The following is a 13,169-nucleotide window of genomic DNA, read 5'->3' on the forward strand; positions in this document are numbered from 1 at the left end:
AAGCAACTCAATTTACCAACAAAAATATCTGAAAGACAAATTGATACGAAAAGACGACTCGAAAAAGTAATTCCAGAATAATAAGGATTAAGACACCCAATTCGGTTGAATCTCATTTCTTGATCATCTCGAAAAGTAATTCCAGAATAATAAGGATTAAGACTTGTTACTGCCGAACCTTCTCACCTAATGCAGTAACTCGAAAAAGTAATTCCAGAATAATAAGGATTAAGACTGCAGGAGGGAATCTACCGTTCCCAGCCATTCTGCTCGAAAAAGTAATTCCAGAATAATAAGGATTAAGACTGATATTCGCTACGACTATCAACTACGATCTTTGTTTCTCGAAAAGTAATTCCAGAATAATAAGGATTAAGACGTATTGGCACACCTTTATCAGTATCTACCTTATCAACTCGAAAAAGTAATTCCAGAATAATAAGGATTAAGACTTTCCCTTCTTTCATTTCTACTACTGTGCACTTAATCTCGAAAAAGTAATTCCAGAATAATAAGGATTAAGACAATCAATTCCTTTTTCATATCACATTTAAGTGAAATCTCGAAAAAGTAATTCCAGAATAATAAGGATTAAGACTTTCAGTAGTGAAGGATTCACCCTCAATCCTTAAAGCTCGAAAAAGTAATTCCAGAATAATAAGGATTAAGACAAACATTACTTTCAATTTAGCCATTTTCTTTTGGTTCTCGAAAAAGTAATTCCAGAATAATAAGGATTAAGACTTAGCTCTTGTTTAAACTCCTGAGCTGGAGTGAATTGCTCGAAAAAGTAATTCCAGAATAATAAGGATTAAGACTTAGTCCCCGCATTCCACATTAAGCAGTGGGGCCTCGAAAAAGTAATTCCAGAATAATAAGGATTAAGACAAAGAATTTCTGAATCATTAAAACAAGAGCCCTATAACTCGAAAAAGTAATTCCAGAATAATAAGGATTAAGACAAGCTAATGTTTCTGCTTTTGTTGCCATAATTTTTCTCGAAAAAGTAATTCCAGAATAATAAGGATTAAGACGATTTTTGCTCTGCATAGTCGCTACGACTATCCACCTCGAAAAAGTAATTCCAGAATAATAAGGATTAAGACCCTTCAGTTGCTGGCGTTCAGAGACCTTCACTTTATCTCGAAAAAGTAATTCCAGAATAATAAGGATTAAGACATTTTTTTAGGTTTTTAGAGCTTAGATGTTGGAACTCGAAAAAGTAATTCCAGAATAATAAGGATTAAGACTTTTAAATACTGTTCATAATGCTTTTTGATCGCTTCCTCGAAAAAGTAATTCCAGAATAATAAGGATTAAGACATTGCCAATCTCGCCATTAGTGTATTCTATTGACTTCACTCGAAAAAGTAATTCCAGAATAATAAGGATTAAGACTCTTTGTGCTCATTTCTTTGGTTTTTAGAATTGTCTCGAAAAAGTAATTCCAGAATAATAAGGATTAAGACAGGTAAAGAAGTAATTGGGATAATCGAAATATTAGGTCTCGAAAAAGTAATTCCAGAATAATAAGGATTAAGACGTTTCGAAGAAAGATATTTGGTGCTTTGTAAGGATCTCGAAAAAGTAATTCCAGAATAATAAGGATTAAGACTCAACCAGCACTTCTCGTCTGGTTAATAAGGCTTACCTCGAAAAAGTAATTCCAGAATAATAAGGATTAAGACATTGAGAGCTAACGTAGCACTACAATACGATTGGTCTCGAAAAAGTAATTCCAGAATAATAAGGATTAAGACGTCTTCGCAACCTTACCATCAGCAAGTTCAATAGGCCTCGAAAAAGTAATTCCAGAATAATAAGGATTAAGACTTCTGCTGTTTTCATTTAGGTTAGGTTTAAGGCATCTCGAAAAAGTAATTCCAGAATAATAAGGATTAAGACTTCTCACCTAATGCGGTAACGATGAAATCCTTACCTCTCGAAAAAGTAATTCCAGAATAATAAGGATTAAGACATCACTTGCATGACCACTATAATCGTCTTTATCATAGCTCGAAAAAGTAATTCCAGAATAATAAGGATTAAGACAATGCACTCTTTAGATTGACCAATCAACTCATCAGCCCCTCGAAAAAGTAATTCCAGAATAATAAGGATTAAGACTTTGATAGTATCAAGAGGAATGTTTTCGTAGTCTTCACTCGAAAAAGTAATTCCAGAATAATAAGGATTAAGACAAGTCATGAGCGTTGGATAGTTGAATTAGCTTCATTCTCGAAAAAGTAATTCCAGAATAATAAGGATTAAGACAAACCTCTGAACGCCTCACCCGACATAATCAGTCGAGCTCGAAAAAGTAATTCCAGAATAATATGGATTAAGACTTCGCCATGCTCTTCTTAGTAAGACGAAATTCGTTCCTCGAAAAAGTAATTCCAGAATAATAAGGATTAAGACATTAATAGATTTTAATTGTTAGAATAAATAACGATACTCGAAAAAGTAATTCCAGAATAATAAGGATTAAGACAAGAACGATGCCATCGCGGCAGCGTTTTCGATTGTACTCGAAAAAGTAATTCCAGAATAATAAGGATTAAGACCTACTAGGTCCTATCTCTTGGTAGTTAAAACAATACTCGAAAAGTAATTCCAGAATAATAAGGATTAAGACCTTGATAACCATGTTCAACTGTGCCTTGTTCAGGCGTCTCGAAAAAGTAATTCCAGAATAATAAGGATTAAGACAGAATGAAAGTTTGTCTTCTTCTGCTGCTCTGGCTTCTAACTCGAAAAAGTAATTCCAGAATAATAAGGATTAAGACCGATGTTGTTCTGTTCTTTGAACAGAATCATCTCGCTCGAAAAAGTAATTCCAGAATAATAAGGATTAAGACACCTGTACAGGTGACCTTAAAGGTTTTATTATCAATGCTCGAAAAAGTAATTCCAGAATAATAAGGATTAAGACTGGTTATGGGGCGTTTGGTCTCGGTTTTTCTCGGGAAACTCGAAAAAGTAATTCCAGAATAATAAGGATTAAGACTAGATTTTATGGGTAGTGTGCAGTCCTTCGATTGGCGCTCGAAAAAGTAATTCCAGAATAATAAGGATTAAGACTACACTATCTATATTCAATAGAACATATAATAGGTCTCGAAAAAGTAATTCCAGAATAATAAGGATTAAGACTTCTGTTCTGTTCATGGGTTAGTTTTTATTTGTGGCTCGAAAAAGTAATTCCAGAATAATAAGGATTAAGACTTGGTAGTTGTAGCAATAGCCTGAGCCATCCTCAACCTCGAAAAAGTAATTCCAGAATAATAAGGATTAAGACTATGACTAGTCATGTTCGGATTAGGCATACAGTTTGCCTTCTCGAAAAAGTAATTCCAGAATAATAAGGATTAAGACGCGTTCAGCGTCTTTGATACGCTCTTTCTTGCCGTCTCGAAAAAGTAATTCCAGAATAATAAGGATTAAGACACCATGCCCCCTCCAGCAATGTTTAACTTTGATTTCTCTCGAAAAAGTAATTCCAGAATAATAAGGATTAAGACGTTGTTCGTTGTTATCCTTTAAGGATAGGTTTAAAGCTCGAAAAAGTAATTCCAGAATAATAAGGATTAAGACTACTCATCTTCAAAGTCATCAAAGAACGTATCGATGACTCGAAAAAGTAATTCCAGAATAATAAGGATTAAGACAAAGCATCAACAGAGGCACCACCAAAGGCTCTCTCTCGAAAAAGTAATTCCAGAATAATAAGGATTAAGACCCTAAACGAAGATATGATGCAAGCAACTCAATATCGCTCGAAAAGTAATTCCAGAATAATAAGGATTAAGACTTAAAACAAAGCCCTATCAACCAGCACTTCTCGTCCTCGAAAAAGTAATTCCAGAATAATAAGGATTAAGACATTTTCACCCAATGCAGTGACGGTGAATGTTTCCTCGAAAAAAGTAATTCCAGAATAATAAGGATTAAGACGACTTAATTCAATTACTTTACATGCAATGTTCATAGTCTCGAAAAAGTAATTCCAGAATAATAAGGATTAAGACACCAAATACTTAGTTTGGTGCTTTTCTTCAAGATTGGCTCGAAAAAGTAATTCCAGAATAATAAGGATTAAGACTTTACCATTAAATCCAATAGCAACACCAACAACCTCGAAAAAGTAATTCCAGAATAATAAGGATTAAGACCTTTGTCAGCGGAGCCATACTCATCTTTCTGAGCACTCGAAAAAGTAATTCCAGAATAATAAGGATTAAGACCCTGTATGGTAAACACCAACAACCAATGCACATAAGCTCGAAAAAGTAATTCCAGAATAATAAGGATTAAGACTCCCTGTCCTGGTTTGAGTAGTAACCCTGACGAACTCGAAAAAGTAATTCCAGAATAATAAGGATTAAGACAATTACTTCACCAACAGTTACTTCATCAGCACACCACTCGAAAAAGTAATTCCAGAATAATAAGGATTAAGACAAGATTTTCAGGTGATTCTTCACGACTCTTACGAGTCTCGAAAAAGTAATTCCAGAATAATAAGGATTAAGACTATTCGTTACGACTATCAACAACAATCTTTGTTTTTCTCGAAAAAGTAATTCCAGAATAATAAGGATTAAGACTCGCTGGATCGGTGTGTACGATTTCGATCTCTTTCTCGAAAAAGTAATTCCAGAATAATAAGGATTAAGACAGCGATGTTATTGCTTTCCTTGAAAGCAATCATCTCCTCGAAAAAGTAATTCCAGAATAATAAGGATTAAGACTTAGACGCTGTTTCTGTTCGGAATAATCTTGTTTTCTCGAAAAAGTAATTCCAGAATAATAAGGATTAAGACTTCCTCTGCACAAGCAATTGCACGCTTAATGATCTCTCGAAAAAGTAATTCCAGAATAATAAGGATTAAGACATTACGCTCTTAGTTGCATAATCATAGGTCACAGTTCTCGAAAAAGTAATTCCAGAATAATAAGGATTAAGACACTTTTGAGAAATACCACCACTCGTGGTTTTCTTCTCTCGAAAAAGTAATTCCAGAATAATAAGGATTAAGACCGTTTTTCTTAAATCAATAAATTGCATCTTGTCACCACTCGAAAAAGTAATTCCAGAATAATAAGGATTAAGACGCTGAAGCCCTTTCAACGGTCATCAGGTTTTTAACCTTCTCGAAAAAGTAATTCCAGAATAATAAGGATTAAGACAGGATGTAGGCTGTATTTGTCGTGGAGGTGTTTAGCACTCGAAAAAGTAATTCCAGAATAATAAGGATTAAGACGTGTTTATCAGATTCTGTAGCTACAAACTCCACGTCTCGAAAAGTAATTCCAGAATAATAAGGTTAAGACATAGCGTTGTCGATTTCAAACTGCGCTAATGCTTCCTCGAAAAAGTAATTCCAGAATAATAAGGATTAAGACTGTTCGCTTACGATCATTTCACCGCCTGCAATCGAACTTGAAAAAATAATTCCAGAATAATAAGGATTAAGACTTTGGATTTATAATTTGTTTGTAGTGATATATTGGTCTCGAAAAAGTAATTCCAGAATAATAAGGATTAAGACTTTACGACATTCTTTTTAACATCTTTCATGTTGAACACGAAAAAGTAATTCCAGAATAATATGGATTAAGACCAGCACCAACCAAGTTTAGCACCAATTATTCCTTGGACTCGAAAAAGTAATTCCATCATAATAAGGATTAAGTATTAAAGTATTTTAGCAGGATTTTGTTATGTTTAAATATGCAGGAGAATGCAGTAAATAATTTATATTTGAAAAAAACATTTCGAACCATGGAAGTCATATTAATTTCGATCTTGAGTGAATACAACCTGAACTTATTATTGACAGCACAACATTTTTCTGCTAAGCGAATTATTCCATTGATAACAGTCACCTCCTCTTCGGAAAATTGGGTGGATCAATCTTTAAACGTATTTAACAGAATGGGATTTAAATGTGATAAGCCTATTTTATTGAAAACGGTACATGAGCATTCTGTCCAGGATGTTTCGGAACTAATTTATGATTTAATTAAAGGAAATCTTGATGATTCAAGTAAAGTAATTGTTAATCTTGGAAACGGGAGCAGACAGCAAATTTTAGGGCTATGGGATGCCATGTATAAACTGAATAAAGTAAGTCACCCGTCGCCCAATTTGATATTTGCAGCTCCTGATATTAAAAGACTGGATGTATTAACGTATCAATTAAAACAGGATGGTGGTCTTGTAGAAACTATTTCAAAATTGAAACCAAAACTATCATTTAAGGAAATGATTAGTTTGAAGGGGTATGATATATTAAATTACAATGAATCGTTGATTGAACATACCTCTCAATTAGGTGATTACTTAAGTGCTGCATGTGTGGGGACCGAGGGTGATGTATTTGAATGTGAGGTCAACAAGTTAATACTTGAGCCGGTAAGGAATGTTACTCCTTTTCCGTTTTTTCAAGTGTTTAAGGGAATAAAGATTTCATCCAACACCGCACCCGGTTCCACAAGTGCCGAATATGACTTATTAATATTTACCGGCGACTTAAAGGTTTATATTATTGAATCCAAGTCGGGGAAAAACGCAATGTTGAAACAAATTGAAGGGCAACAAAAGCTGGCATCTAATTGGGGAGGCCGCTTTTCAGATTTTTCTGCCGTAGTTCAAATTAAAGATACAAGCGACCTGATCAGTTATCAGAAAAGATATAAAACCCGAGGAATTCAATTGTTCGCCGGTCCCGGAAGTGTTCCACAAAACATTATTCCACCCGCAAACCAATATTTATTTGAAAAGAATTTTATTTAAGCAGTAAATTTAAGGTTGTAAATTTCCACTATGACCCGACACTAATTTTTTCAATTGTAGTTATTTACAAAGTAAATGGTTTTTTAAAACACATGAGCTATGATTCAAAAATTGAATGAGAGCATTCAATTTTTGACATATTTAATCAATCACCTAATCCATTCAAAAACCTTTATTTTTTTAAATCACTGGTAGTCATTAAATTATCTTTAAGGGTGCGTTGTGGCATAAGAAATGATAGCGGCAGGTAGCTTTTCTGCATTCGTGATAAAGTAATTTATCCGTGCGATGTATATCTGCCCCTTTTTTCTGTTTTTATTCTTCAGGGGCAGTTATAATTGCAATTAGAGTGCAGAATGCATAGTCAAATTTGCAACCATAAAACAAACAACTATGACAACAAACACTGTATCTACCAAGCAGCTCTTGCAATATTGTACCCTAACACCCGGAAAGGAACAGACAATGGTTTTAAATGCATTAGAAAAATTCGTTGCTAACCCTGAGGGTGAAGATGCTTTTATCTTACGCGGGTCGGCAGGCACCGGGAAAACATCATTGATACAGGCATTGTCCTCTGGTTGGCCGCTAAAGGTACACCGTGTTTTTTAGCCGCCCCAACAGGAAGAGCTGCCAAAGTGATCAGCGGAAAAACGGGACGCAATGCCAAAACTATTCATAGTCTCATTTATACAACGGAGTCAGGCAGTAATGGCGTAAACATACGCCTTACTAGGAAATTAAATTTATCTCAAAAGCTATCTGTTTTTATTATAGACGAAGCTTCAATGATCTCTGATCGCTTGGGTGGAGATGAAAAATTTATTGCTACTAAATCCCTGCTGGCTGATTTGATAGAGTTTGTGAAAGAAGGAAATCCTGGTAATAAGATCATCTTTATAGGCGATCGCTTTCAATTGCCTCCTGTAAATCGTAATTTTTCCGCAGCTCTTGACCCTCAGCATATTTCCGATCATTATAAATTGAAAGTAATTATGATGGAGTTAAAAGAAGTAATGCGTCAAAATAGCGATAGCTACATCCTTTCTAATGCCATACAACTTAGAAACAGCATGGAACAGCAAAGTGTCTTTCCCGGTCTTCAGTTACCAAAATTGTACAATATTTCAGATGCACTTTCTACTTTTAGTAAATTGCATAAGAAGGATCAGCACAATGATGTGGCATTTATTGCATTCACGAATAAAGATGTAAATTGGTTTAATTCAGCATACCGTAGCCGAAAATTTAAACAACCGCAAATATTGATGAAAGATGATGCGGTAGTGCTGAATCAATCCTGGTCGGGAGAAGGGAAATTACTTTTGAAAGGAGAGCCTGCATTTATAACAAGTGTAAATCAGTATAGCATGGAGAAAGTGGCCGGACTTACTTTTATGGATGTTGAGTTAGCTGTTCAAGACGAAAATGGAGAAAGTAGTTTTATCCATTCCAAAGCTCTTCTTGAAGTATTAACTTCTGAAAAGGGTGAGTTGGTATATGAAACAGAACAAGCCTTATATCATGATCGAATTGCCAAAAACAAAAAATTCAGAGAAACACTTCGTAATTCCGACGATCCATATCTGGGAGCGCTGCGCTTAAGGTATGGTTATGCGCTTACTTGTCACAAAGCCCAGGGAGGGGAATGGGACAACATCATCCTTCACCCCTGGTTTAAAAAGGATGATTACCGTTGGCAATATACTGCCATTACCAAAGGCAGGAAGAAGGTGTATTCGTACTGAAAAATTACTAACTAATTTATTACCTAACAACCAAACCATGCAACGCACTTTTATAATGCTACTCATGAGCCTCCTGCTCAGCCAGAACCTTTCTGCTCAAAATTATATAAAAGCACATGTTTCTACTTTAGAAAATTTAAGGCAACGCACCAATGATAGTATTTCAACAATGCATCTTTCAAAGAATGTGGAGCTTTTTACGATTGACGGGATTACAGATATTAATATATGGCTTTTAATAAATGACACTGTTAGAGCTTATCTGCTTGTCTTTTTCTCACCTCTGGATTTGCAAGAAATAAATAATCATTTTAATAAGAAGTTTCAGTGGATCAAACCGGATTACTGGAGGTTTTTTAATGCGGAAATTTCCATGCATCAGTATGATAACAAGTATATGGCCTTATTTACAGACATAGACTATATTTTTGAAAATGGAAAATTTACGGAGGATGAACGCTATCAATTATTGAAGATGATGGCGGATGTGTACTATTCCGGAGAGGAACATGCTCATAAGCGTTTTAAAAATCGGAAAATGAAGGCGATATTGAGAAAGTTGTAAATGATGGGTTGAAGGAGAATCCCCCTCATTTTGTCAACTCAGGTCAATCCCAAAAAAATCCCCCATCCCTCTTGTATTTCCCAAACTTCCCGTTTATTTTTGAAGGGGAACTTTAAGCCGGTTTTATGGTCTCCACTATTTCCGGCTTGTTAACGTAATTCTATCTATGCAAGCCAATCAACTCCGAAAACTTGAAGCCGAACTCTGGCGCGCCGCCGATCAGCTGAGAGCGAATAGTAAACTGACCGCCTCCGAATATTCATTGCCCGTGCTGGGGCTGATCTTCCTCCGTCATGCCTTTAACCGTTTTGAGAAGGTGCGGGTGGAGGTGGAGAAAGACTTGCCAACGCATCCGCAGCGGGGCCGTCGTGCCGTGACGAAGAAGGATTTCGAGGAGAAGAATGCGCTTTACCTCCCCGAAAAGGCGCGGTTCAATTATCTGGTGGCATTGCCCGAAAGCGAGGATACCGGTGAGGCGATTGATCATGCGATGCAGATTATAGAGGACGAGTATGAGAACCTGAAGGGAGTCTTGCCGAGAAGCTTTTCTGTTTTTAGCCGGGACCTGTTGCGGGAACTGCTTCGCATTTTCGATAAGGAAGTGTTGAGGAATGCAGAAGGAGATCTCTTCGGAAAAATTTATGAGTATTTCCTGAATAAGTTTGCGATGACAGGCGCTCAGGAAGGCGGGGAGTTCTTTACACCCATGAGTCTGGTGCAGACGATCGTGAATGTGATTGAACCCGACCACGGCATTGTGTTTGATCCGGCATGCGGGAGTGCGGGTATGTTTGTGCAGACGGGCTATTTTATCGAGAGTAGTGGTTTGAATCCTGCCGAGAAAGTGACCTTCTACGGTCAGGAAAAAGCCGAGCTGAATACGAAGCTGGCAAAGATGAATCTGGCCGTGCACGGACTGGAAGGGAATATTCAGGAGGGGAATACTTTTTATGAGGATAAACACGACCTCACAGGGAAATGTGATTTCGTGATGGCGAATCCTCCTTTTAACGTGGATGGTGTGGACAAGGGGAAGGAGATCGTGAAGAAGGATCCGCGACTGGTGCTCGATGGAAAAGTGAACCTGCCGAAGAACGATAATGCCAATTACCTCTGGATACAATATTTTTATAATTACCTGAAACCTACAGGAAGGTCGGGCTTTGTGATGGCGTCTTCTGCCAGTGATGCCGGACATAGCGAAAAAGATATACGGGAGAAACTGGTGAAGACCGGTGCGGTGGATGTGATGGTGGCGATTGGAAATAACTTCTTCTATACCCGTTCGCTGCCCTGTACGCTGTGGTTCTTCGACAGAGCAAAGGAAAAGGACAAAGCGCAGCAGGATAAAGTGCTCATGCTGGACGCGCGTAAGATTTACCGGAAGGTGACGAGTAAGGTAAATGATTTTAGTCCCGAACAATTGCAGAACTGGTCTGTATTGTGAATCTCTACAGAGGGAATACCAATAAGTTTGAAGATACCGTGGAAGGTTACCTGCAGGCGGCAGCCGGTTTTGCTTCCGAAAGCGCGGAGGCCGTGCATGACTTTCAGCGACTGTTTAAATCTATTCACAAAACGCTGAAGGATTTTGCAGTGCAGTTGGAGAAAGAAAACAAAGAAGCGAAATCATTTACCTCAGCCTTGCATTTTGAAGAAGCAGAGAAGGTGTTTCAGGATCAGCAGCAATTCATCTCCGCGGTAAAAGGGGCGGAGCCGGAGTTGAAGGCATTGGAGGAAATTGCACAGCTCTGCAAAACGCTGAAGAAAAGTCAGGATAAACTCATGAAGCAATTGCTGGATGTTCTGGCAAATGCTCAAAAGGAATTTCAACTGAGTAAGAATAAAGACTGGAAGGAACTGAACCAGCCGGATGCCAAACAAGCAAGCCTGAAAGAATTACTCCAACAACTGAAAGACCTGCAAGTGCAACTCAGCGGAAATCCCAATGAAGATGAACCCGGACTGCTGCACGAAACAGAGTATTTCTGGAAACAGGCACATTGGCTCACGAGCCGTTTTCCCACAGGTAAATATGCCGATGTAGAAGGACTCTGCAAAGTCGTTAGCCGCACTGAAATTGAATCGAAGGACTGGAGTTTAAGTCCAGGCCGATACGTGGGTGTAGATACCACCACGGATGACGACTTCGACTACGAAGAACGCCTGAACGAAATACATATTGAGCTGGAAGGGTTGAATGAAGAAGCTTTTGCTTTGGCGAAGGCTATTGCTGAGAATTTTAAAGAGTTGGCGATATGAAGTGGGAGAATTTAACCTTAGATAAATTCGTTGATTTCTATAATGGGAAAACAATTAAGCCATCAGAAAGAGGAGTTTTTCCGGCTTTTGGCTCCAATGGGATTATTGGTTACTCTGAAAATTATCTTTATGACAAGGGAATTATCACTTAGTCGCAGTAGATTGCAAATTGTGGATCAGTCGAACTTTCATTGGATAACTTCATGGGAGGGAGCTTTTATCAACTATTATGTGGCTAAACCAAAAAACGTTTCCAAATGAAGATTGACAATAAATTTTTACTATGCTATCGTAAATACAAATAAGAGATTGCAGGTTGGTTGGCGCAACCTCTATAAAGGAATACGACTTGAATTATTGCGGGGTTTAAAGTTCAATCCTTCACCCAGCGCCGCATCGCATCCATTTTATCTGCGTATGATGATTTGATTGAAAATAACCTGAAAAGGATAAAGTTGTTGGAGGAGAAGGCGTTTGTTGATTACAAATTACTAATGAGCAGTGAAAAATTAATTGAGGGGAAAGTTGGAGATTTAGCAGATGTAAAATCTGGTTTTGGTGTTAAAGGTTCCGATTGGACAGATTAAGGTTTTCCTGGAAAGATAAGAAGTCCTGTGGTTCAATAAAGATATTGACTACACAATTCAATTGTAGTTTCATAGGCACTGAGAAGAAAATTACGGAATTAGGTTGCAAATAAGTTCAGCAAATTTATTGCTGCCAAAACTATTTTAATGACAAGTCGGGTAAGATTGGAATGATGCCCAAGAACAGAAACTGCATTTTACCTAAATCAAGGAGTTAGAAATTTTATCCTAAGCTCAAAAATCAGAATGTTTTTATTCTTTTTGATTCAATGAGCCTTCGAAAGGACTGCCGTTGAAAACTTGGCTTGGGAACGCAAATGGAGCCACATTATTGGAGATTTCAAAAAGTATACATGAAAATTATACTATCCTAAACGAGAAGTTGTAACTGCCTTTGGAAATTCTATAAAAAGTTATTTTGAATTAAACTGGAATTTAAAACAACAAAACTCCAAACTCCGCGAGGCGCGAGATATTTTATTACCTCGTTTGATGAGTGGAGAAATCGAAGTGTAATTATGAAAAGTAAATCATCATTTACAAAGGCTGAGGCCGATGAAATAGTTAGGCTAATTAAAGAAAAGCTTAAAGCTGATTCAACGAAGCAAAAAGGAATTCGGAATAAAATCCGCAAGCTTGGTTTCTATGCAAGTGATTATGGCTTTTCGAATGGCTATACCGTTGAGCAATTCCTGAGTGTTGCAAAAATCATTGGTTCATCCATTAAGTTAGCTCCAATACCGACTCGTCAAATAGTAGAAGATAATGCTGCCAGGGACATCCAGAACAATTCCAAATAAAAGAAGTCATAGTGATGAAAGCTACATCATTGATTTATGTGATGAAGTATTGAATCAAAAAGCGATTCGCCAACACCGTTTTGATTTTTTAGTTGGCGATTCAGGATCAAAATTACCAGTTGATGCCTATTATCCGGAATTAAATCTTGTGGTAGAGTTTAAAGAAAGGCAGCATACCGAAGAAGTTACGTTCTTTGATAAAAGACAAACAGTAAGTGGAGTTGGCAGAGGCGAACAACGAAGACGATACGATCAGAGAAGAAGAGATGTTTTACCTCAGCATGGCATTAAATTAATTGAACTTGATTACTCTTTTTTTGAACATACCCGAGGCAAGAAATTATCCAGACGTAAAGAGGCAGATTTGGCAATTCTAATTAAGAGACTGAAGTGATGGAAAGTTTT

General features: G+C 37.1%; 5 protein-coding genes, 1 pseudogene and 1 CRISPR repeat array. All 6 genes and pseudogenes read left to right on the forward strand.

Going from position 1 to position 13,169, the window contains the following annotated elements; translation table 11 throughout:
* The first annotated feature begins 57 nt into the window (after positions 1-57).
* Positions 58-5,701: direct repeats of the CRISPR family, unit length 37 nt; unit sequence CTCGAAAAAGTAATTCCAGAATAATAAGGATTAAGAC.
* Between the two features lie 87 nt (positions 5,702-5,788).
* Positions 5,789-6,802: a hypothetical protein gene (locus IPJ86_06105; GenBank protein ID MBK7886881.1), complete on the forward strand. Its 1,014-nt coding sequence runs from the start codon at positions 5,789-5,791 to the stop codon at positions 6,800-6,802.
* A 581-nt stretch (positions 6,803-7,383) separates the two neighbouring features.
* A complete protein-coding gene (locus IPJ86_06110) occupies positions 7,384-8,550 on the forward strand; it encodes an AAA family ATPase (protein ID MBK7886882.1) in 1,167 nt (388 codons plus the stop codon).
* A 64-nt stretch (positions 8,551-8,614) separates the two neighbouring features.
* Positions 8,615-9,115, forward strand: a complete 501-nt coding sequence (locus IPJ86_06115; protein MBK7886883.1) for a hypothetical protein — start codon at positions 8,615-8,617, stop codon at positions 9,113-9,115.
* A gap of 166 nt (positions 9,116-9,281) precedes the next feature.
* Positions 9,282-11,377 (forward strand): annotated as a pseudogene (locus IPJ86_06120) (N-6 DNA methylase).
* A gap of 1,105 nt (positions 11,378-12,482) precedes the next feature.
* On the forward strand, positions 12,483-12,764 hold the full coding sequence (locus IPJ86_06125) for a hypothetical protein (protein ID MBK7886884.1): 282 nt from the start codon (positions 12,483-12,485) through the stop codon (positions 12,762-12,764).
* Positions 12,730-13,158, forward strand: coding sequence for a hypothetical protein (locus IPJ86_06130; GenBank protein ID MBK7886885.1), 429 nt, complete (start codon positions 12,730-12,732; stop codon positions 13,156-13,158). The genes IPJ86_06125 and IPJ86_06130 overlap by 35 nt, the downstream gene beginning before the upstream one ends.
* Positions 13,159-13,169: the final 11 nt, after the last annotated feature.

Source organism: Bacteroidota bacterium, from assembly GCA_016713925.1.
Lineage (GTDB): Bacteria > Bacteroidota > Bacteroidia > AKYH767-A > OLB10 > JAJTFW01.

Excerpts from the sequence above, each read along its gene's own strand:
- IPJ86_06105 (MBK7886881.1), top strand. The coding sequence starts at position 5,789 with ATGGAAGTCATATTAATTTCGATCTTGAGTGAATACAACCTGAACTTA.
- IPJ86_06115 (MBK7886883.1), top strand. The coding sequence starts at position 8,615 with ATGAGCCTCCTGCTCAGCCAGAACCTTTCTGCTCAAAATTATATAAAA.
- IPJ86_06125 (MBK7886884.1), top strand. The coding sequence starts at position 12,483 with ATGAAAAGTAAATCATCATTTACAAAGGCTGAGGCCGATGAAATAGTT.
- IPJ86_06130 (MBK7886885.1), top strand. The coding sequence starts at position 12,730 with ATGCTGCCAGGGACATCCAGAACAATTCCAAATAAAAGAAGTCATAGT.